Annotated in this window: 21 protein-coding genes; 11 read left to right on the forward strand and 10 right to left on the reverse strand. The window is 39.6% G+C overall.

All coding sequences use genetic code 11. From position 1 onward, the window contains the following. Nucleotides 1-44: 44 nt before the first annotated feature. The 3 genes from def to ACRWQN_RS05550 all read right to left on the reverse strand — a co-directional run bounded on the left by def (nucleotide 45) and on the right by ACRWQN_RS05550 (nucleotide 1816). A complete protein-coding gene (gene def / locus ACRWQN_RS05540) occupies nucleotides 45-557 on the reverse strand; it encodes a peptide deformylase (protein ID WP_434940054.1) in 513 nt (170 codons plus the stop codon). Between the two features lie 72 nt (nucleotides 558-629). After that, nucleotides 630-842, reverse strand: a complete 213-nt coding sequence (locus ACRWQN_RS05545; RefSeq protein ID WP_226410968.1) for a SlyX family protein — start codon at nucleotides 840-842, stop codon at nucleotides 630-632. 20 nt (nucleotides 843-862) lie between these two features. Further along, nucleotides 863-1816: a WD40 repeat domain-containing protein gene (locus ACRWQN_RS05550; RefSeq protein ID WP_434940056.1), complete on the reverse strand. Its 954-nt coding sequence runs from the start codon at nucleotides 1814-1816 to the stop codon at nucleotides 863-865. Between the two features lie 154 nt (nucleotides 1817-1970). On the opposite strand from ACRWQN_RS05550, the gene fkpA reads away from it, so the two are divergent. Beyond that, nucleotides 1971-2720, forward strand: coding sequence for an FKBP-type peptidyl-prolyl cis-trans isomerase (gene fkpA / locus ACRWQN_RS05555; protein ID WP_434928366.1), 750 nt, complete (start codon nucleotides 1971-1973; stop codon nucleotides 2718-2720). A gap of 113 nt (nucleotides 2721-2833) precedes the next feature. Here the strand turns inward: fkpA and ACRWQN_RS05560 are convergent, their stop codons facing one another. Continuing rightward, on the reverse strand, nucleotides 2834-3799 hold the full coding sequence (locus tag ACRWQN_RS05560; protein WP_434928367.1) for a zinc transporter ZntB: 966 nt from the start codon (nucleotides 3797-3799) through the stop codon (nucleotides 2834-2836). A 197-nt stretch (nucleotides 3800-3996) separates the two neighbouring features. On the opposite strand from ACRWQN_RS05560, the gene ACRWQN_RS05565 reads away from it, so the two are divergent. Continuing rightward, a complete protein-coding gene (locus tag ACRWQN_RS05565) occupies nucleotides 3997-4365 on the forward strand; it encodes a YacL family protein (RefSeq protein ID WP_434930425.1) in 369 nt (122 codons plus the stop codon). Between the two features lie 171 nt (nucleotides 4366-4536). On the opposite strand, the gene ACRWQN_RS05570 is transcribed toward ACRWQN_RS05565, so the two are convergent. Both ACRWQN_RS05570 and narQ read right to left on the reverse strand, forming a co-directional pair. Further along, on the reverse strand, nucleotides 4537-5166 hold the full coding sequence (locus tag ACRWQN_RS05570) for a response regulator (protein ID WP_226410963.1): 630 nt from the start codon (nucleotides 5164-5166) through the stop codon (nucleotides 4537-4539). Further along, nucleotides 5159-6871 (reverse strand): nitrate/nitrite two-component system sensor histidine kinase NarQ, encoded by a 1713-nt coding sequence (gene narQ, locus ACRWQN_RS05575; protein ID WP_434928369.1) that lies wholly within the window; start codon nucleotides 6869-6871, stop codon nucleotides 5159-5161. Before narQ ends, ACRWQN_RS05570 begins: the two co-directional genes overlap by 8 nt. A gap of 293 nt (nucleotides 6872-7164) precedes the next feature. Here narQ and nrfA point away from each other — a divergent pair, with 293 nt between their 5' ends. The 5 genes from nrfA (at nucleotide 7165) to ACRWQN_RS05600 (ending at nucleotide 12269) form a co-directional block, all read left to right on the forward strand. After that, a complete protein-coding gene (gene nrfA, locus ACRWQN_RS05580) occupies nucleotides 7165-8559 on the forward strand; it encodes an ammonia-forming nitrite reductase cytochrome c552 subunit (RefSeq protein ID WP_434940058.1) in 1395 nt (464 codons plus the stop codon). Nucleotides 8560-8887: 328 nt separating this feature from the next. Continuing rightward, on the forward strand, nucleotides 8888-9226 hold the full coding sequence (locus tag ACRWQN_RS05585) for a P-II family nitrogen regulator (protein WP_226410960.1): 339 nt from the start codon (nucleotides 8888-8890) through the stop codon (nucleotides 9224-9226). Between the two features lie 12 nt (nucleotides 9227-9238). Continuing rightward, on the forward strand, nucleotides 9239-10489 hold the full coding sequence (locus ACRWQN_RS05590) for an ammonium transporter (RefSeq protein ID WP_434940059.1): 1251 nt from the start codon (nucleotides 9239-9241) through the stop codon (nucleotides 10487-10489). Between the two features lie 115 nt (nucleotides 10490-10604). Next, entirely contained in the window at nucleotides 10605-10925 is a 321-nt protein-coding gene (locus ACRWQN_RS05595; protein ID WP_434940599.1) for a hypothetical protein, read from the forward strand. A gap of 204 nt (nucleotides 10926-11129) precedes the next feature. After that, the gene (locus ACRWQN_RS05600) at nucleotides 11130-12269 is read left to right on the forward strand and encodes a tetratricopeptide repeat protein (RefSeq protein WP_434940600.1); all 1140 of its coding nucleotides are present in this window, start codon (nucleotides 11130-11132) and stop codon (nucleotides 12267-12269) included. A 62-nt stretch (nucleotides 12270-12331) separates the two neighbouring features. Here ACRWQN_RS05600 and ACRWQN_RS05605 read toward each other — a convergent pair whose 3' ends face one another. Beyond that, nucleotides 12332-13135, reverse strand: a complete 804-nt coding sequence (locus ACRWQN_RS05605; RefSeq protein ID WP_434940060.1) for a substrate-binding periplasmic protein — start codon at nucleotides 13133-13135, stop codon at nucleotides 12332-12334. A gap of 417 nt (nucleotides 13136-13552) precedes the next feature. On the opposite strand from ACRWQN_RS05605, the gene aroG reads away from it, so the two are divergent. Further along, a complete protein-coding gene (gene aroG, locus ACRWQN_RS05610) occupies nucleotides 13553-14605 on the forward strand; it encodes a 3-deoxy-7-phosphoheptulonate synthase AroG (protein ID WP_434940061.1) in 1053 nt (350 codons plus the stop codon). Between the two features lie 46 nt (nucleotides 14606-14651). Here aroG and ACRWQN_RS05615 read toward each other — a convergent pair whose 3' ends face one another. Further along, nucleotides 14652-14828 (reverse strand): hypothetical protein, encoded by a 177-nt coding sequence (locus tag ACRWQN_RS05615; protein WP_434928376.1) that lies wholly within the window; start codon nucleotides 14826-14828, stop codon nucleotides 14652-14654. Between the two features lie 403 nt (nucleotides 14829-15231). Here ACRWQN_RS05615 and ACRWQN_RS05620 point away from each other — a divergent pair, with 403 nt between their 5' ends. Then, on the forward strand, nucleotides 15232-17016 hold the full coding sequence (locus tag ACRWQN_RS05620) for an ABCB family ABC transporter ATP-binding protein/permease (protein ID WP_434928377.1): 1785 nt from the start codon (nucleotides 15232-15234) through the stop codon (nucleotides 17014-17016). 401 nt (nucleotides 17017-17417) lie between these two features. Further along, a complete protein-coding gene (locus ACRWQN_RS05625; RefSeq protein WP_226410952.1) occupies nucleotides 17418-17663 on the forward strand; it encodes a hypothetical protein in 246 nt (81 codons plus the stop codon). A 97-nt stretch (nucleotides 17664-17760) separates the two neighbouring features. On the opposite strand, the gene ACRWQN_RS05630 is transcribed toward ACRWQN_RS05625, so the two are convergent. Both ACRWQN_RS05630 and ACRWQN_RS05635 read right to left on the reverse strand, forming a co-directional pair. Beyond that, the gene (locus tag ACRWQN_RS05630) at nucleotides 17761-17952 is read right to left on the reverse strand and encodes a hypothetical protein (RefSeq protein WP_434928378.1); all 192 of its coding nucleotides are present in this window, start codon (nucleotides 17950-17952) and stop codon (nucleotides 17761-17763) included. Nucleotides 17953-18134: 182 nt separating this feature from the next. Further along, the gene (locus ACRWQN_RS05635) at nucleotides 18135-19625 is read right to left on the reverse strand and encodes an FMN-binding glutamate synthase family protein (protein ID WP_434940062.1); all 1491 of its coding nucleotides are present in this window, start codon (nucleotides 19623-19625) and stop codon (nucleotides 18135-18137) included. A 336-nt stretch (nucleotides 19626-19961) separates the two neighbouring features. Between ACRWQN_RS05635 and ACRWQN_RS05640 the strand changes: the two genes are divergently transcribed. Then, nucleotides 19962-20573: a DUF5610 domain-containing protein gene (locus ACRWQN_RS05640; RefSeq protein ID WP_434940063.1), complete on the forward strand. Its 612-nt coding sequence runs from the start codon at nucleotides 19962-19964 to the stop codon at nucleotides 20571-20573. Nucleotides 20574-20580: the final 7 nt, after the last annotated feature.

The raw sequence follows: 20580 nt of genomic DNA on the forward strand, positions 1-20580 counted from the left end.
TACTGTTAAGTGACCCATTGAAAATTTTAAACGCTAACGTAGATTTAAATATACGCATTTTGCTTAGTTTGTTCGCTCATTAGGCTTCGCTCAAGCAAGGTAATGCCTTGAAGATGGTCAAATTCATGCTGAAAAATGCGCGCAATAAACCCAGTTAAATTTTGAGTCACCAAATTACCATTTAGTTGTTGATATTGCACTTTAATATCCGCATGACGCCAAATATTAATTCGCTGCCCTGGTATAGATAGACAACCTTCATCGGCAGATTCCATTAACTCAGAGGCGGCCAATATAGTCGGGTTAATTACCACAATAGGGGTCATAGTTGGCGCGGTGGGATAACGTTCATTAGGCCTGGAGGCCATAATAAACATCGCCACAGTGCTAAAAACCTGTGGTGCGGCAATGCCTACTCCGTTTGCAGCCGTCATGGTTGCCAGCATATTGGCGGCTAATAATTGAATAGACTGATCAAATAGGGTCACTTTTTCAGCTGTTAAGGTTAAAATATTTTCCCCCGTAACAGCTATTGGCAACAAAATAGCATCAGGCATAAACATCCTTTGCAGATAATATTCGTTAATGTGAGTCAGTATTAGATTTAGCGTTCCAGCTAATTAACCGCATTAGTAATGCGGCGGTGGTGTTTCATCTGCGTGACTGGCCATATTACTGGGTTCAATCGCATGTAATTTATTAACCATTAGCATAATTTGATGTTGCTGGCGCGACACAATATCATTTAACTTAATCACTTCTTGATTCAATTCTTCCAAAGTAATTTCTTGAAACGCCATCTTAGTTTCTAAATCATCAATTTTGGTTAACAACTGTTCCATTCAAACCTCGACAATAACATTTATAAATCCCAGGCTTCTAATAAACCTTGGCTGCTAACACTCATCACTTTGCCAGTACTGGGCTGGGTGACAGAGTATACTACAGCGCCTCTATTTTGGCTGTTTTTAGTCACCTCAACTTGCCATCTTTGCTGGCGTTCACCAGAGTTGACTTGCCATAAAAATATTTCTTTAGACGGAGTACCGGTTAGCAGCTGAGTATTTTGGTTAACAAAGCGTGCGCTAGACACATTCATTTGGCGACGTTCAATTAACAGTGCACTGATTTTTTTGCCTGAGTTTGATTGCCAAATTGCTGCATTGCCAGTGATATCACCGGCAAAGCTTAGGGTGCCATCACCACTGAGTAAAACTTTAGTAATTCTTGAATCTAATTGCCATTGCTGTAAAGGCTGGCCTGTTTGTGCTTGCCATAAAAGGATTTGTCCATCATTGCCACCACTTAAGGCAACTAATCCATCATCAGAAATAGACACGCTATTCACTTTTTCCTGATGCCCTAAAAACTGGATTAATCCCTGATTATCAGGTTGAAGCGACATGACAGAGCCATCAGCCAAACCGATTAACGCATGACCATTGTTAGCAATAGCGACACTTTGAGCGTAAGCAGGTAATGTCCACCAGCCGACAGAGTGGCCATTATCGATATTCCATATTGCTACAGAGTCACTGGATAAGGTGGCGGCGTAGGCATTGTTAGTTGAAATGGCAGTGTCAAATACATTGCTGCTATTACTCGCACCATGTACCCATTGATACTTGATTGCTTTATCAGCGAGAGACCAGAACTGTACGCCATTATTGGCGGTACTAATTAATGCATATTGACCATCTTTTGATAAGGTGGCGTGGTAACTCGCATCTGAAGTGAGTACCACGGTATTATCTGCCTTAGGTTGGCAAGCAATGAGTGAAATAGAGCAAAAAATCAGCAGTAAAACGCGTAACATGAACTTGCTCCTTAAAAATTTGTCCATAAGGACTCAACCCAATGGTATATCAGAAATAGTTAGTATAAAGTGGCTCACTAACATTAGCCTAATTGTCTCATTACAGACAATGATGTGCTTATTGTAACCACTTAAGGATGCTGAGGAAGCTTTAATGAAATCAATTTATAAATTATCGTTAGTTGCATTAGCCGTTGTAGGTCTAACTGCATGTAACCAGGAAGAAGCTGTAGCGAAAAAAGTTGAGCTTACAACTGAAGCTCAAAAAGAAGCTTACAGTGTAGGTGCATCTATCGGTAAGTACATGTCTGGCCATATCAAAGAACAAGAAGAGCTTGGCTTTGCTGTTGATCGTACTTTGATCATCCAAGGTTTCAGCGATGGTTTAGTTGATACTACCGACTTGACCGAAGAAGAAATGCAAACGGTTTTACAAGGTCTAGACAAAAAATTAAATGACAAGCGTTTAGAGCAAGCTGAAACCTTAGCGGCTAAAGCGATTGAAGAAGGCCAGAAGTTTCTAAGTGACAACAAAGCTAAAGAAGGCGTTGTAACGACAGAATCTGGATTACAGTATGAAGTATTAACTGCAGGTGAAGGCGATAAGCCTGCTGCTGAAGATACAGTAGAAGTGCATTATCGTGGCACATTAACCGACGGTACTGAGTTTGATAGCTCATACACTCGTGGCGAGCCTGCAAAATTCCCGCTTAACCGCGTAATTCCAGGTTGGACCGAAGGCGTTCAGTTAATGTCTGTTGGTGCAAAATACAAGTTTGTTATTCCAGCTGAATTAGCTTATGGCGATCGTGATACTGGTACTATTCCAGCTAACTCGACATTAGTGTTTGAAGTTGAATTAATTTCAATTGAAAAGGCACCTGCTGAAGCGGCTGCAAAATAACTTATTAGCTAATCGTTAATAATTAATATCAAAAATGGGCGCTAATTAGCGCCCATTTTTTATGTATTTTAAATAGGTATATTTACGCAGTATTTCATGATTGAGATAGCGTATTAAATCCATTTTAGGCGATAAAACAAGTACATTTGCATCGCGATTAAGGCTATTAATCCACCACAAAATGCGGCAAATGCCCAACTTGATTCTGCTCCTGGAATGCCGCCGATATTCACCCCGAGTAAACCGGTTAAAAACCCCAGTGGTAAAAAGATCGCAGAAATAAGTGATAAGAAATACAAACGTTGATTGAGCTGCTCGGCTTGTCGTGATTGAAGCTCCTCTTGAGTGAAGCTGGCACGATCGCGTATGGCATCTAAGTCTTCTATCACTCTTATCAGGTTATCCTGAGTTTCCCGCAAACGAATTTTATCTTGCTGGTCAAGTAGTAGGCTGTTTTCATGCAGGATTTTTCCTAATGCTTCACGTTGTGGTGCAAGGTATCTTCTTAACACTACGGTTTGACGGCGTAACTCAGCAATATCTATGCGTAATGATTTATTGGTGTCTGTGACAACTCGCTCTTCTAATTCATCCATCAGTTCTTCAAGTTTGTTAATGTAACCCACTTGGCGCAGCGTAAGGTGATCGACAACTGATAAAATAAACCCGGCACTATCAACAGGCCCTTTGGCTAACTGAATACTGTCAGCCACTTCTGTAATTGATTGTAATTGGCGCTCACAAGTAGAAATAATCCGATGTTCTTCAATATAAATACGTATTGAAACCATGTCCTCAGGATCTGAGTTAGGGTTGAGGTTCACTCCACGTAATGTTAATAAAATACCATTAGCTGAATGAACTACCCTAGGGCGAGTGTCGGACGCCAGTAAGGTATCTCTTTCGGCTTTTTCTAAGTTTTGATTGTTCAACCAATGACGGGCATCGGTTGATTTATATTTTAAATGCACCCAAAGCAAACCATCTTCGGGCTTCCAACTGGCTAACTGCTCTTCTGATAGCGTTTGACCTGCATTTGGGCCAGTTAGCAGTAAACGATAAATAAATCCTTTGTGCATAAGGCATTTCCTTAACGAATTGTATTTGAAAATCAATTCTGATGAATTAGGGCTACTTTACGATATATACTGGCAGCGCCCAATAGGTATCGTACTGTCATTTACAGCAAAATATCATTTATGGTTTAAAATAGGTTATAGCAAATTGAGTTATGGCCAATAATTATTAAAAGCCTGAGCATAATTAAGAGTATAAAATGGAATTCGAATTTCGACGTAATCGTCTAGATGACACTGTATTTGCCAGCTTCAGCATGGATCATGAAGTGTTTGGTCGCTGGTTTGCCGAAGAGTTAGGCGCTGATGTGACACGTGCTCAGCAAGTGCTGACTCACATTGCCCAATTAATCGCTGGGGTTAACACCCAATGGCGGGACATTGGTAATGATTTAACCCTTGATGCCGACATTGAGCAGGTCCGTATTTTTGTTAACGCGATTGATTTTGACGAAGAGCATAATCTTGAGGACGGTATGGCATTGTATAATGCTGAATCAGAGGGGTATTGTGGCCTAGAAGACTTTGAAAAAGCGCTTAAAAGCTGGTTGGTATTTATTCAAGAATAAATTTTTCAGATTTAATTGGTGTTTGCTGCAGATAGAAATGTTATTTAAGCGCGCTTTTCAAGCGCGCCTTTTCAACGGATAAAGCATTAGATTGTACAGAAGCATCAGCCATCGCCTTTGTATTGATTTTAGTTATCGTGAATTAATCATAAATCAAAGTATTACAGTAGCTTATTGGTTTAGGTACCTTACCGCCATCTCTGTACGTGATTTAGCATTTGCTTTGCGCAATAAGTTTTTAACATGCACTTTTACAGTGCCTTCGCTGATATGTAAATCTTCTGAAATCACTCTATTACTTTTGCCTTCGGCCAATTCCTGTAAAATTTGCAGTTCTCGTGGGGTAAGGCTTTCAATCCATCCATTATCATCCGGTGCGGTCTTCAATTCGTATAGATAGGCCTCAACTTCAGCGCTGATCACGCGGTGGCCTGACATGGCCTTTTTAAGCTGCTCTAACAGTAACTCTGGCTCAGTGTCTTTTAATAAATATCCATCAGCACCAGCACGAAGTAGACGAATAACATCTTGTTTCGCATCTGACACCGTTAGAATTACAATGCGAGCGGTTACCCCTTCCTGACGCATGGCATTTAAGGTATCTAAACCCGACATGCCCTTCATGTTTAAGTCTAGCAATATAATGTCCGGCTCATTAGCGCTTAATGCAGTTAACGCATCTAAGCCGGTACCGACTTCACCGAATAGAGTAAAATCTCCATCAGAGGTAATGAGTTGGCAAATACCACGACGAAGTAAGGGGTGATCGTCGACAACGAGTACTGAATATGGCTTACCCATTTAAAGGCTCCTGCTGTGGTGGAAAACTAAGTGTTACTGTGGTGCCGCCAGTAGTGTTAGCACTAAAGGACAGTTGGCCATTTAATTTGCTGGCACGCTCATGCATTATACCAATGCCAAAGTGTTGATCACGCTCTTTTAAATGTGACACACCCATGCCGTCATCTGAAATAGTGATGTTAATTATTGCTGATGATGTTAAGTGACAATCTATCACGATATGTTTTGCTTTGGCGTGTTTAATTGCATTTAACGTGGCCTCACGGGTTAAATGTAAAATATGAATATGTTGTTTTGCTTCAAGTAAATGCGCTGACAATGCATATTGTAAACTCAACTGAATATCTGTTTGGGGCCTTAGCTGATCAAGCATCACTTCTAAGGCGTGGTTTAAATTAGGCTCTTTAATGGTTAAGCGAAAAGTCGATAATAATTCTCGCAGTTGGGCATAGGCAAAGCTGACGCCATCGTTAATTTCAGTTATTTGAAGCTCTACTGCTTCATTACGGCAATTATCAGGTAATTTTTTACGTAACAAGCTGACCTGGATTTTTAAAAATGACAATAACTGCCCTAAAGAATCATGTAACTCACGGGCAATAACAGCGCGCTCTTCCATTAGCGCGAGTTGTTGCCTTTGCTCAGTCGCATTATGGATGGTAATTGATCGTGCTAACATCACCGCAAAATTAATAAATAAGGGTGTATTGAGCTTATGTGTGGAAATGACTTCTAAATAGCCCTGGCGGGTTTGCTCTAATTGTAGCGGAAAACACACGCTATTTTGAGGTGTCGAAGGCCAACCTTTACTGGCCTCAATAACGTCTTGAGATTGGTCTTCATGTTCAATGACTAATCTTAAAAAGTCTAATTTTTCATATGTTTGAAGTTGATCTAACGCTGACTTTAGTGCTTTGTAGTCAAGCCGGTCTGAATGCAACATAATCAAGTTATCATATAAGAAATAGAGTTCATTGTTGGCACGTGTTAGCGCTAAGGTCTTATCAGATACCTGTTGTTCAAGATCTTGATATAAATTTGATAATTCTGAGGCCGTTTTTTTCAGTGCATTACTTAATGCCGTTAGCTCTATGTAATCCGTTTTAGGCATATCGACATCGAAATTACCTTGTGAAATAGTAATTGCACTATCCATTAATAATTGCAGCGGTTTTACCACTCGCCTGCGGGTAAACATAACGGCAATAGCGGCAACGATTAACATTAATGTCAACCCAATAACTTGACTCAGGACCAGTAACCTCAATTTATCGGCGGAAAAACGTTCGATTTCTAATACCAGAGTATCGACGGTATCAACAAAATCGGTTAACGCTTCACTATAAAGCTTGGTTTCACCAGTTTCTGCATAGGTTCTCATTAACTGCCATTTATCTATCACTAGTAAGTACTGTTTTGATAAGGTTTTTGGGCTGTACCATGCGAGGGAATTTTGCAGTTCATTTGAGTTGAGAGTGTTTTCAAACTCTTCAATTTTGGCGTTGACTTGGTCATTTTCTGTGTTGGCAGATAGCAATAGTCGATAACTTTGCATACGTAATGAACCTGAGGCATTGATTGCTCGGGCATCACCAATGCTGAATGATAAATTAATAATTGAGTACACAGCTAAACTTGAAGAAAGTAAGATTAGCACTAACATTACTCCCAGTATCGTAGAGGTTAAACTACCGCGTTTTAACATTTTCGATCCATTTTATGACGTTTTTCAGCTGAATTAGTGTGACATGTTTATCTACTTAAAACACCACTGAAACACAGGTGAAAAGAGAGTTCTACATTAGCTAGCGCTTTAATACATTAACAGAATTGAAAAAATGTGAGATACAACACGTTCACATATTGATCTGGCGCATACTTCTATCTCTATACCCCGAAAGGGGTATTCTTAATTAAGGCTTAAATAGCTAATTTTGACCTTGGAAAGATCGTGGTTATAAATTAATTATAAAGTAACACGGAGTGAAGGTGATGAAGATGAACATAACAAATACTGTATTAAGTGCAGTCATTGCGACCAGCTTTTTAGCTGCTGGTGCAATAGCAAGTGATAAGACTGAACCCCGCAGTGAAGTATATAAAGATAAGTATTCTGCTCAGTATGAGTCTTGGCATGATACCAGCGAAAGTAAAGAAATTGTTGATATGCTGGAAGAGGTACCTAGCTTAGTGGTTTTATGGGCAGGTTACGGTTTCGCAAAAGATTATAATGCACCACGTGGTCACCATTATGCGGTTACTGACGTCACTAACACATTACGTACTGGCGCCCCTAAAAATGCTGAAGACGGCCCAATGCCGATGGCATGTTGGAGTTGTAAAAGTCCAGATGTTCCCCGTGTAATCGAAGAGCAAGGCGAAGATGGCTATTTTACGGGCAAATGGGCTAAAGGCGGACCTGAAATTGTTAACACAATCGGTTGTAGTGACTGTCATGAAAAAGGATCGCCTAAATTACGCATCTCTCGTCCATATGTCGATCGTGCATTAGGTGCAATTGGCACACCTTTTGATAAAGCGTCACGTAAAGATAAGCAATCTATGGTTTGTGCGCAGTGCCATGTAGAGTACTACTTCGAGAAAACCGCTGATAAACCTGGTTTTGTGAAGTTCCCGTGGGATATGGGAACTACTGTTGAGCAAATGGAAGTTTACTACGACAATATGGAGTTCTCTGATTGGACCCATGCTGTATCTCGAACTCCTATGCTTAAAGCACAGCATCCAGGTTATGAAACTTGGAAAGCAGGTGTGCACGGAAAAAACAACGTAACCTGTACAGATTGTCATATGCCTAAAGTGGCTAAAGCAAATGGTAAAGGTAAGTTTACCGATCACAAAGTGGGTAATCCGTTCGATCGTTTTGATGAAACCTGTGCTACCTGCCATAGCCAAAGCAAAGAGTTCATGGTTAATTTAACTAATGAACGCAAGCAAAAAGTAGGTGAACTTAAAGCCAGTGCTGAAGCACAATTAGTTAAAGCTCACTTTGAAGCAAAAGCGGCTTGGGATGCGGGTGCAACTGAAGCTGAAATGAAGCCTATCCTTATGGATATCCGTCATTCACAGTGGCGTTGGGACTATGCAACTGCATCACATGGTGTTGCGGCTCACGCAGCTGATGAAGCGTTACGTATTTTAGGCACCGCGGTTGATAAAGCGGCTAATGCACGTATTAAGCTTGCTCACCTATTGGCGGCTAAAGGTGTTAAGCAACCCATTGCTTATCCTGACACGTCGACTAAAGCAAAAGCGCAAGCAGCATTAGGCATGGACATGAAAACAATGAATGCAGAAAAAGAAGCATTCAAGAAAAATCTAGTGCCTAAATGGCAAGAAGAAGCAAAAAAACGCGAAGCGACTTATAAGTAAGTTGTAAGTTTACTCAAGGCAACTTTGAAGAGTTAACTTGAATTAGCTAAATGCTTTAGTAAAGCCCTCGAAAGAGGGCTTTTTTTTATGCGGTTTATCACTTGGCTAACACTAATCTTTTCTTCGCTCATTTCATCGTAGAGCTGCACCAATATCAAGCGGCCTAGTTTTTAGTGCACCATTATGGTGCTAAATTGTCGCTATTTTTATTGAAAATTTACTCTATTTCTATTTAAAACATTAACTTAAAAAACTGGCCTGATGATTGAATCTGTTTTATCAACAAATATATAACAAATTCATATTTTATTAATTTTTGGAGGTCGGGATGAAACTCGTCAGCGCAATCATCAAACCATTTAAATTGGATGATGTCCGTGAAGCAATAGCTGGTATGGGCATTGAGGGTATGACAGTTACTGAGGTGAAAGGTTTTGGTCGTCAAAAAGGTCACACTGAGCTTTATCGTGGTGCTGAATATCAAGTTGATTTTTTACCTAAAGTAAAATTAGAAATAGCCACTAAAGAAGAAAACCTAGATATGTTAATTGAGGCTATTACCACTGCAGCGCATACCGGCAAAATTGGTGACGGTAAGATTTTTGTAACTAATTTAGAACAAGCCGTGCGTATTCGTACCGGTGAAGTTGATAACGAAGCATTATAAGGGGCAATGATAATGGAAGAATTAGCAAAATTAGGACTAACTGTTAGCGAGTTACGCTTTGCATTAGATACTTTCTATTTTTTGATCTCTGGTGCATTAGTGATGTGGATGGCTGCAGGGTTTGCCATGTTGGAAGCTGGCTTAGTACGTTCAAAAAATACCACTGAAATTTTAACTAAAAACGTATGTCTATATGCTATCGCTTGTGTAACCTACCTGCTTGTTGGATATAACATCATGTATGTCGACAACGCTGAAGGCGGTATTATTCCTTCATTTGGAGCATTAATTGGTTCGCAAGCTGCTGATGCTGACCACGCATTAGAGTCTGACTTTTTCTTTCAAGTTGTATTTGTTGCTACCGCGATGTCGATTGTATCGGGTGCAGTTGCAGAACGCATGAAGTTATGGGCTTTCCTGGCATTTTCAGTGTTTATGACGACGATTATTTATCCTGTTGAAGGCTATTGGACTTGGGGCGGTGGATTTTTATCAGAAGCTGGTTTTGTTGATTTTGCGGGCAGTGGCATAGTACACATGGCGGGTGCAGCAGCGGCTGTTGCTGGTGTATTATTACTGGGTGCTCGTAAAGGCAAATACGGTGCTAACGGCCAGGTTAATCCAATTCCAGGCTCTAATTTACCAATGGCAACCTTAGGGATGTTTATTCTGTGGATGGGTTGGTTTGGCTTTAACGGTGGTTCACAGTTATTGGTGTCTGATGCTGAAAATGCGTCAGCCGTGGCTAAGGTTTTCGTCAACACTAACTCCGCCGCCGCATTCGGTGCTATAGCCGCCTTGATTGTGTGTAAAGTGGTGTGGGGTAAAGCTGATTTAACTATGATATTAAACGGTGCTTTAGCAGGTCTTGTGGCAATTACGGCAGATCCATTATCGCCTTCACTTGTTATGGCTGGTGTCATTGGCTTAGTTGCTGGTGGTGTGGTTATTTTCTCAATTATTGGTTTTGACCGTATCAAAATTGACGATCCAGTGGGCGCAATCTCAGTTCATGGAGTAGCAGGTTTATTAGGACTAATGCTAGTGCCATTATCAAATGCTGATGCAAGCTTTGGGTCGCAGTTATTCGGTGCAGCAGTTATCTTTGGCTGGGTATTCTCAGCGTCACTTTTAGTTTGGTTTGTTCTCAAGGTGACTATGGGTATTCGTGTTAGTGAAGAGGAAGAGTATGTCGGTATGGATGCATCTGACTGTGGTATTGACGCTTATCCTGAGTTTGTTAGCGTAAAAAACGGTAGCTAATTTTACAAGTGTCGTAATATTTAAGCAGAGTCCTTTAGGGCTCTGTTTTTTTATGTGCTAGATTTATTGTTTATGACATCATTTGAGACGGCCTATGAATACCTTCAATCACTTTATGACTTTTACGGTAATCGCGATAAGTTCTATGGTCAGTTATTCACTTAGCGCAGGGCAAGTTGTAGTAAGAAAGTCATCTGAACAATTTGATGCTTTTGCCGTTCGCGATCAAATTGCTAAAGAGTTCGAATGGCAAGAGGCGCTCAGAATGCAGCAGCAAATTGAAATTTTACAGGCCCTGCCAGTGGGCTGTATTCCATTTGCTTTGCCGTATCGATATTTTAGCTGTAATGGCTTTGCTTATCGTCCGTATGACTATCAAAATAAAGAGTTATTTATTAAAATAGATCCGCCTAAGCATCCAGCACAACCTAAATAGTACTCTGTTAATCTGAGTTGAACTGGTGGATGCCCGTTGTTAAATTCACGTCTTTTTGGCTGAAAAGGGTTTACTTGACTAAACTTACCTTATTCGTATTTCGATTAAGAGGGTTGGGTTATGTGGTCTATTACCTTTCAAAAGTACGTCAATCCTATTACTGGCTTACATCAACTTAAGCAAAGAGTGTTACCTATATTGGTAATGTTTGCACTTTTTTTGCCACTGTCTGGCTGTCAGTCCACGTCTGTTTCAGTAGAGCCCATTGATTTGGAATCACTATTTCATGACGAGCTATTTACCACAACTGAGATCATCTCACCTGAGCAAATTTATAGCTTACCTTCTTCTTATGTCGCCCAAATAAAGCAAGTTTATTCAAGAGACAATGCCACTCAACATCGAAAAATGCCTATTCACCAGTGGCTGGCCCAATATATTGGAGCGCAAAATGGCGGCTTTGAATACCGAGACCATTACACACGCCCTGCCAGTGAAACGGCCATTAATCGGCAGGGCAACTGTATGTCGCTGGTAGTATTATCAGCCGCATTAGCGGATGTGTTTAATATACCTGTAGAATTTCAAGATATTGATGTTGAGCCTGTTTGGGATAGACGAGGTGGATTTTATCTTGTAAATGGCCATGTTAATTTATTCTTAGTCGCCACTACTGATGCTAATACTGTTTCATTTCGTGACAGCAAGATATTAGTTGATTTTCTACCTGAAAGGGCTGTGCGTGGTTTTGGTCAAAAACGAGTCAATAAGCAAACCTTGACCGCAATGTATTACAACAATATTGCCGCAGAAGCATTGGTGGAGCAACAGTATGACTTAGCTTATGCCTTGATTAAACAAGCGATTAGATTGGATCCTAAGTTTGTAGCCAGTATCAATACACTCGCAGTGATATATCGACATAAGGGCGACGATAAAAAAGCTGAACAAGCATATCAAGCTGCGTTGTCGGTCGATAATCAAGACATGACGACTTTATTTAATTTAGCCTTGATTCTGGGTGAGCAAGATAGGTTAGATGAATGGGCGGCTGTACATAAAATTTTGGAGTTACAGAGAATCAACAACCCATTTTATTATTATGATATGGCGCAGCAAGCCTATTTTGAGCAGCATTACCAAGAGGCGGTGGTGTGGTATAAAAGAGCACTCGAAAAGGCAGATTATCGGCATGAGTTCTACTTCGGTCTATCAAAGACCTATTGGGCAACGGGTGAGCGAGGTTTAGCGCAAAAGAATATGCAAAAAGCATTGGCATTAACGGGGGATATCGATGATAAACGTCGATATCAAAATAAGCTGCAGGCAATGAAAAGTTGGTAAGAATATAACTTGAGCATAAAAAGTCGTGCTCAAGTTGTATTGAGCCGCTTTAGACCCGGATGTTAGTGTTCAACATACTGAGTGTTATATTTACCTTGCTCTGCATCAAGTAATATTCGCTGGTACAGATTACTCTGTTTTAGTAGGGATATTGCCTCATCAACTAAAATGGCAGTTTGTTGATCATGACAAGCAATATAGCGAGGTGCAGAGTCGAACAGGATTACCTGAGTGACTTCGTAAGGGTGTTTGATTTTGTGTTGAACTTTACGACGGTAATAATCAAAAATACGCTGCTCTAAAATAACCATTTGCGTATGCTCGCCAAATAACATTAGCACCTGACTTTGTTGACTAGCAATTTCAGTATAATCTTGGTGTTGTTTTGATACTTCGATAAATTCATCCCCCAAATATTGACTGGCATTTTGGAAACTGATCAAAGAGTATTTTTTGAGATCGCTAATGGTGTCGATTTTGAGTTTGTTCTTGGTTAAATAAAACAGGCTATTTTGGTATTCGATTAAACTTTGAGTCAGAAATAAGCCATCATCAGTAGCTGGTGCATTAATAATACAATCGACTTGTTTCGTTTTTACTAATCTCAATGCCCGTAAGTTAGTTGCGTAAGTAATACTCCCTAACTTAAGGTGGCTCATCTGTAATGCTGAAGCTAATAAGTGATATTGTAGCCCGCCTTTTTGATCGACAAAAAAGTAAGGTTCAATACTGCTACTGGTTGTAAAAGTTATTGGCATATTGTTTGATATAGGTTCAGCTGCATCGACACCAGCCAAGCTAACATCAGTAAGGTCTTCACCAGTATAGGTCAATTCAGTTGAGCAAAGTGTGGGAGAAATTTGCATGAGAGTACACAGACAGATTAATGATCCCAAATGGCTTAGTTTACTGTGCGGTTTAAGGGCGCGACTTAGTAATCTCAAATTATTTCACCTTATAAAACTGCATCGTTACCTGTAAAGTTTATTGAGTAACTATTATTCAGATGTGACTGGAGTATAACAAGCTCATTATGATCCTGCAGAAGATATTTTATGGTGTTATTTTTTGATGAGATTAACAAATCTAAAAATGAGATGAAGTAAATTATATCTTTAATATAAACAATGGTATAAAAACAATATGTTTATATTTGAATAGTTTATTGATTTGTTGATGGATAGTGGGTAAATTTTAATGTCATGTTTATGTAAATACCATTCATTTGGGACAATTTTTTGCAAAACGATTGAAATTTAGCCTGCAAGCCGGAGTTGTATTATATGTATTATCAAAATGATGATGTGCGCATCAATGAAGTCAAAGAGTTACTTCCCCCTATAGCCATTTTAGAGCGATTTCCGGCATCTGAAAATGCATCTGAAACGGTATTTACTGCGCGCAATAGTATTCATAATATCTTGGCTAGAAAAGATGACCGCTTACTCGTGGTGATAGGGCCCTGTTCAATTCATGACACTAAAGCTGCACTTGAATACGGTCAACGTTTAGCTATTATGCGTGAAAAATATGCCGATGAGCTTGAAGTGGTCATGCGAGTGTATTTTGAAAAACCACGGACAACCGTTGGTTGGAAAGGGCTCATTAATGATCCTTTTATGGATAACAGCTTTAAATTAAATGATGGACTGCGCACTGCACGTAAACTGCTGGTTGACTTAAATGATCTTGGTATTCCCACAGCTGGTGAATATTTAGATATGATTACCCCGCAATATGTGGCTGATATGATGTGTTGGGGCGCTATTGGCGCACGTACCACAGAATCTCAAGTTCACCGTGAGCTGGCATCAGGATTGTCATGCCCAGTCGGTTTTAAAAATGGTACTGATGGCACCATAAAAGTGGCCATAGATGCGATTGGAGCAGCTAATGCCCCGCATCATTTTCTATCTGTTACCAAGTTTGGTCATTCTGCTATTGTATCTACCAAAGGAAATCCTGATTGTCATATCATTTTACGCGGAGGTAAAAAGCCTAACTACAGTGCAGAAGATGTCAGTAAAATCCAATCACAACTTATCTCGTCTCAATTAGCTGACAATATTATGATCGACTTTAGCCATGCCAATAGTGCTAAGGATTATAAACGTCAGATGCTAGTTGCTGAAGATGTAGCAGCTCAGATTGCTGCAGGTAATCATGGTATTTTTGGTGTGATGGTTGAAAGCCATCTAGTTGAAGGACGCCAGGATATCGTTGATGGCAAAGTTGCATGTTACGGCCAAAGTGTCACCGACGCATGTATAGGTTGGCAAGATACCGAAGCGCTTTTAGCCACGCTTAGCAACAGCGTAATAAAACGAAGAGGCTAAAAAGAGATTTAATTTAAGGCTTAATAAATATGGCGCCTTACGCGCCTTATTTTTTAATGCTTTGTGTTAAATACTCATTTGCTTTGGCAAGTGTTCCAAATGCTAAAATGAGATTGTTACGCCCTTTGTCTTGTAATTCAGGGTTATTTGACTCTATCATCATCCAAACCCATGTTTGAATTAACTGTAGTGGAGGGTATTTTATATTCTCACTGTCTAGCATAAAGCTTCCTACCAATCTTATTCAATTAACGATTACGCCATTAGCTTATAGTGCTAATTCTTTTGGGTAACCTAGTACGGTTAAAGAGTAACAAATTCTGATCTTAGAAATAACTCTTATTCGAGTCAAAAACCGCTAAAAGGCAATTTATTTTCAATTAACTAGTATTTTTGGAGTGCTTTAATTTAATTTAGTAGGTTAAAAGTACTGCTTTAATCGATTTAATAGTGTCATGCTGCTTTCGTTTGAGATTGTTTCTGAATATTTTAAATTATGCAGATTATTCTTATATGACGAATTTTGCATTTGTTAACATCATTGCTGTGAGTGCGGTGTTACCATGCCCACAGAGGAAATCGTCTCTATCTCAATATTTATCGCCCTTGATTAATTGGAGCTATTTATGCGGCCATCCGCTTATTTTGAAGGACCTGTAGGGAAACTTAATTGGACAGTATTAGGTATGCTTTGGCCTTATTTATTAGAATTTAAGGGGCGTATTTTTTTAGCTATGACCTGCTTGGTTGTGGCGAAGTTGGCCAGCGTGGGTTTACCGTTTATTTTAAAAGAGTTAGTCGATACGCTTGATAGTAATACTTCAGCTGCAAATGTCATTGTCGCCGCTCCAATCGTATTAGTGCTCGCATATGGTGCAATCAGATTCCTCAACGTGGTGATCGGTGAAATTCGTGACACGCTTTTTGGCCGAGTAACAGAAAGAGCCATGCGGCGATTAGGTTTGGCTGTATTTGAACATTTGCATCGATTAGATTTAGATTTTCATTTAGATCGTAGAACCGGTGGTTTATCCAGGGATATTGAACGCGGTACAAGCGGTGTAAGCTTTTTAATGCGTTTTATGGTATTTAATATTGTACCGACCTTGCTGGAAATCACCTTAGTGATTGGTATTTTTTTCTATCAATACGGGATTAGCTTTGCGTTAATCACACTTGTTTCTGTAGTGGCTTATATCGGCTATTCGGTTATGGCGACTGAGTGGCGTACTGAATTTGTACGAGAAGCCGCTAGGGCAGATTCTTTATCTAACACCCGTGCTATTGATAGTTTATTGAATTATGAAACAGTTAAATATTTCAATAATGAAGCCCATGAGGCCGCGCGTTATGACTCTGCTCTTTCAGAATGGGAAGTGGCAAAGCGAAACAACCGTTTATCATTATTTGCCCTAAATGCTGGACAGGCGTCGATTATAGCGATTGCGATGACAGCCATGATGTGGCTTGCTGCTGTCGAGGTGACTGAAAAAACCATGACAATTGGTGATTTTGTACTGATTAATGCCTTTATGATGCAGCTATTTATTCCACTTAATTTTTTAGGCTTTGTTTACAGAGAGATCAGAGGTGCACTGGCCAATATTGAACGTATGTTTGATATTTTGGATAAACAACCTACCGTAGTTGATAGGGAGCACGCCAGTGATCAACCCCCAGAGCTCGGTAAGATTAAGTTTGAGAATGTCAGTTTTCAATATGATGAAAGGCAAATATTAAATAATGTTAGTTTTGAAGTTCCTCTAGGTAAAAAAGTGGCTGTGGTTGGTGACAGTGGAGCCGGTAAATCGACCTTGATTAAATTACTGTTCCGCTTTTACGATGTTAATAATGGCCGTATTACCATAAATGATGTTGATATTCGCGATATGACTCAACAAGCATTAAGGCGCGCTATTGCGATTGTTCCCCAAGATACAGTGTTATTTAATGATTCTTTATTTGAAAATATTCGCTATGGTAGACCCAATGCAACCCAAGTTGAAATAGAGCAAGCCGCTGAACTCGCTCATTTGAGTGAGTTTATTAATGTGCTCCCTAAGCAATGGCAAACCAAAGTTGGTGAGCGTGGATTAAAGTTATCTGGTGGGGAAAAACAACGGGTCTCTATCGCACGCGCAGTATTAAAATCTGCGCCCTTTTTAGTATTCGATGAAGCAACATCATCTTTGGATAGCCGCTCTGAGAAAGCCATTTTAAACGCTCTACGTGATGCAGCTAAAGGACATACAAGTCTAGTGGTAGCACATCGTTTATCAACAATTATCGATGCTGATATGATAGTCGTACTAAGCAAAGGGCAAATAGTTGAAACAGGCACCCACGCGGAATTGATCAATAACAAAGGCTTGTATGCACACTTATGGACTATTCAGAATGAACAAACTTAAACAACCTCTTTCCGTGATGTAAACCTTATTAAACATTGGCTTATATTTGTTTTTGTGTTGCATTAACTTACGGCAAACCAGCTATTTAGGTGATAATTTGCCTTGTGTTCAAAACAATTAACAAGTTTGCTATGAAATAGGTTAAACGTGTTAGATTTAGCAAATTGAACGTATTTCATAACTCGAGTGAGGTTAAGTTGAATTGTTAACCTGTTGCAAGAAACAAGGTATAACTAGTGTTTATTAATAGTGTTTGAGTATAATTAACTCAACTATTTAACAGGATTATGGGTTGTTTATTAAAAAGCCGCACACTAGATTTGGATGGTTTGACAGCATGTCTCAAGTGCTTTTTTTTTAAATGCTAGTGTTAAAATGCTTATAACATATGGAGGTGGCTGATGCAGAATATTCTTTTAATCGCAGCCCTAGAAGGTACTCAACATCAGGTGAGTACAGATTGGTTTGCTATTGTTGCTATGTTAAAAGCGCGTGAATTATCAGATGATGAAATTAACCGTGTTTATAATGAATTGTGTGCAGGATTAAGAGTGACAACACGTGGGGTAACATTAGCGAAGCAGTCTATTAATGAAATGGACAAGAAAATTATTAAGCAATCTGAAAATAAGGATTTGCTGATATAGGTTTGTATTTAGAGAAGCTCGACTTAAGGCTTTAGTTGGAGAGTGAGTGCTGAAATATTTAGTAGTTACCAATAGTGCTTAGGAGTTATCAATAGAGCTATTTTTTTTGCCAACCAATACAAACCAGTTTTATTAAGGTATCGGGCTCTGTTAATGGAACAAGCCTAATAATTTTACCTTGTTCAAAACACACCATCTCGCCTTCAATTTCAGTTAGACGATCGCAATTTTTACAGCTGTAACTTGCTGTTTTTCCTTTTATTGCAGTTTGAACGTTCTTTAAATTCAAGATTGTATCCTTTAAAGCATTTTTATCGACTTTTAGTCACTATCTGGTAGTCGCTATCAGCTAGTCACTATAGGTGATGCATCTTACACTTTACCTCTGTAATGTGATCTATGCATCACCTTCTAGTCTAACTGATAATCAAAAAGCTTTAAAGTAATACTTTGGGACTGTATTCGAATAGCTTAATTAATCAGATGCTTATAATGTTTATCTAGAGAAACGGAAACACCACTAGAAATTACAATGTGTGCATGTTTTCGCGTCAATTGTCTCGCATCGTTAACACCGCAGGAGTGAGCTATCATTGTTAAATCATAATGTAAGAAATGATTGTAGTTGGCTACACGAGTCGATTTATCTTTGGGGTCGAGTCCTCGCTGTAATCGCTTATCGTGGGTGGTGATACCTGTCGGACAAGTATCTTTATTGCATTGTAGTGATTGAATACAGCCCAACGCAAACATGTTACCTCTGGCTGATGCGATAAAATCTGCACCTGTAGCGAGTGCCCATGCAACATAAGATGGCATGACTAACTTTCCAGTCGCAATAATTTTTATCCGCTGACGTAGCCCTTTTTGAATAAGTAAGTCGACTAACCTTGGCAGGCTTTCTCGCAGTGGTAAGCCAACATTGTCCATTAGAGCTTGAGGCGCGGCACCTGTTCCACCATCTGCGCTGTCTAAGGTGAAAAAGTCTGGTGCATGCTCAAACCCCCTTAGAGCAATTTCTTCACACATATCTTCAATCCAGGTGATATCGCCTATAACCGCTTTGATACCAGTTGGTTTTCCTGTTGCATTTCTTACTTGGGCAACCATGTCTAAAATATCTGCTACACAGGTAATTTCAATATGACCGTTAGGGCTGATAGAGTCCTCTCCAATGGGAATCCCCCTAATATTAGCTATTTCTTCAGTGACTTTTAGGCCTGGAAGTATACCGCCTTTACCTGGTTTAGCACCTTGGCTGAGTTTAATTTCAAACATTTTAACTTGTGGGTTAGCTGCTACTTGTTTCAATTTTTCGTTATCAAGGTGACCTTCTGCATTACGTACGCCATATTTTGCGGTGCCAATTTGAAATACTAAGTCACAATTACCTTTAAGATGATGTGGGCTTAATCCCCCTTCTCCAGTATTTAACCAGCAGCCTGCTTTTGCTGCACCGTGGGATAATGCGGTTATTGCAGGTCTTGATAATGCACCAAAGCTCATGGCTGAAATGTGGCAAATTTTGTCTGTGGTATAGGGCACATCACATTGCTCGCCAACCGTTACTGTGGCTGGTGCAACATGAATGTGATCACTGATAGGAAATGCTGAGTTGAGAAATAAAATACTGCCCTGCTTGTCTAAGGGCTGAGTTGAGCCAAAAGCAATGGTGCGCTCTACGTTTTTTGCTGCTCGATATACCCAGCTGCGCTCAGCACGATTAAAAGGTAACTCTTCGCGGTCGTTAGCAAAAAAGTATTGTCTAAAAAACTCACCTTGTTTCTCAAATAAATAACGAAATCGACCAATAACCGGATAATTATGCCTAATAGCTTGTTTTGTCTGAAGCTTATCAGCGATGTACATATACACTACACCAATGATAACGGCCCAAAATAGCATTAGAAACAGGCCTGCGAACAGATCTATCCCCCATAAAATCCACGGTTGCAATTGCATGTATTATCCTTAAATTAAGCGAGTTAAATTTGTCTCAACAGATTGATTAATCAATATAGTTGAAGATTACCTACTACAGTTGAAACTTATACTGAGTATCAAGAATAAGATCAATCTAGCTGAAATAACGAGTTTATGACTAGTCAAAACAACTAAATGAATAGTCTAAAGCTTAACAATATTCATTCGATGCAGTAATCGAAACGTTAATCTATGCCGTTAAATAAAGTATCTGATGCTAATGTTGAGTGTAAGGGTGATTTTTAAAAATATCACTTTAGGTTAATTTTTATTCGTCGATAAAGAGATATAGATTTCAAAAATGGAGCAGGCTTCATGGAAATTAAACCCAATAGAAATATGACCCAGTTTACATCATTGTCAAAAAATACAGAGAAAGATAAACAGGCTGTTGATAACGTCAGTAATCAGGGTGTGCGGTCAGAGGTTAAGCAAGCCAATATGTCTGTTAGCCAAATTACTAAGCGATTAATGAATGGACAAATTCTGGCGGCACAGGAGAAAGTGACGTTATCTTCCGGAGATCAATCACTGGCATTGTTATATCGCAGTGCCATTGATGCCATAGATGCTGAGCTTGATTTAGTCTTGGGTGAAAATAAACCCTCCAAATCAATGGAGGTTGAAGTTGATTACTCGCCTACAGCCACAGCAGATCGAATAGTACAATTTGCCACAGGTTTTTTTGGCTTATATCAGCAACAAAACCCCGAAGATGATTTCGAGACTCAGCTTAATAGCTTTATGGATAAGATATCTAAGGCGATAGATGACGGCTTTGGACAAGCCAAAGCCATATTGTCAGGTTTGAAAGTGCTTCAAGGCGATATTGTCGCTGGTGTGGATAGTACCTATGAGCATATTCAAAGTGGATTAGCTAAGTTTAAGTTAGACATGTTACCTTCTACTAAAGACGCAAAAGAATAAGGGTGTG

Origin of the sequence: Shewanella sp. HL-SH8, assembly GCF_051165765.1 — a bacterium.
GTDB classification, from domain to species: Bacteria; Pseudomonadota; Gammaproteobacteria; order Enterobacterales; family Shewanellaceae; genus Shewanella; species Shewanella glacialimarina.

Bases quoted from the DNA above. Each gene is read 5' to 3' on its own strand.
- ACRWQN_RS05590 (WP_434940059.1), top strand. From the start codon at position 9,239: ATGGAAGAATTAGCAAAATTAGGACTAACTGTTAGCGAGTTACGCTTT.
- narQ (WP_434928369.1), bottom strand. From the start codon at position 6,871: ATGTTAAAACGCGGTAGTTTAACCTCTACGATACTGGGAGTAATGTTA.
- ACRWQN_RS05585 (WP_226410960.1), top strand. From the start codon at position 8,888: ATGAAACTCGTCAGCGCAATCATCAAACCATTTAAATTGGATGATGTC.
- fkpA (WP_434928366.1), top strand. From the start codon at position 1,971: ATGAAATCAATTTATAAATTATCGTTAGTTGCATTAGCCGTTGTAGGT.
- ACRWQN_RS05605 (WP_434940060.1), bottom strand. From the start codon at position 13,135: ATGCAAATTTCTCCCACACTTTGCTCAACTGAATTGACCTATACTGGT.
- ACRWQN_RS05595 (WP_434940599.1), top strand. From the start codon at position 10,605: ATGACTTTTACGGTAATCGCGATAAGTTCTATGGTCAGTTATTCACTT.
- ACRWQN_RS05635 (WP_434940062.1), bottom strand. From the start codon at position 19,625: ATGCAATTGCAACCGTGGATTTTATGGGGGATAGATCTGTTCGCAGGC.
- ACRWQN_RS05570 (WP_226410963.1), bottom strand. From the start codon at position 5,166: ATGGGTAAGCCATATTCAGTACTCGTTGTCGACGATCACCCCTTACTT.
- ACRWQN_RS05565 (WP_434930425.1), top strand. From the start codon at position 3,997: ATGGAATTCGAATTTCGACGTAATCGTCTAGATGACACTGTATTTGCC.
- ACRWQN_RS05625 (WP_226410952.1), top strand. From the start codon at position 17,418: ATGCAGAATATTCTTTTAATCGCAGCCCTAGAAGGTACTCAACATCAG.
- nrfA (WP_434940058.1), top strand. From the start codon at position 7,165: ATGAACATAACAAATACTGTATTAAGTGCAGTCATTGCGACCAGCTTT.
- ACRWQN_RS05545 (WP_226410968.1), bottom strand. From the start codon at position 842: ATGGAACAGTTGTTAACCAAAATTGATGATTTAGAAACTAAGATGGCG.
- ACRWQN_RS05615 (WP_434928376.1), bottom strand. From the start codon at position 14,828: ATGCTAGACAGTGAGAATATAAAATACCCTCCACTACAGTTAATTCAA.
- ACRWQN_RS05620 (WP_434928377.1), top strand. From the start codon at position 15,232: ATGCGGCCATCCGCTTATTTTGAAGGACCTGTAGGGAAACTTAATTGG.
- ACRWQN_RS05550 (WP_434940056.1), bottom strand. From the start codon at position 1,816: ATGTTACGCGTTTTACTGCTGATTTTTTGCTCTATTTCACTCATTGCT.
- ACRWQN_RS05600 (WP_434940600.1), top strand. From the start codon at position 11,130: ATGTTTGCACTTTTTTTGCCACTGTCTGGCTGTCAGTCCACGTCTGTT.
- ACRWQN_RS05560 (WP_434928367.1), bottom strand. From the start codon at position 3,799: ATGCACAAAGGATTTATTTATCGTTTACTGCTAACTGGCCCAAATGCA.
- ACRWQN_RS05640 (WP_434940063.1), top strand. From the start codon at position 19,962: ATGGAAATTAAACCCAATAGAAATATGACCCAGTTTACATCATTGTCA.
- def (WP_434940054.1), bottom strand. From the start codon at position 557: ATGCCTGATGCTATTTTGTTGCCAATAGCTGTTACGGGGGAAAATATT.
- aroG (WP_434940061.1), top strand. From the start codon at position 13,553: ATGTATTATCAAAATGATGATGTGCGCATCAATGAAGTCAAAGAGTTA.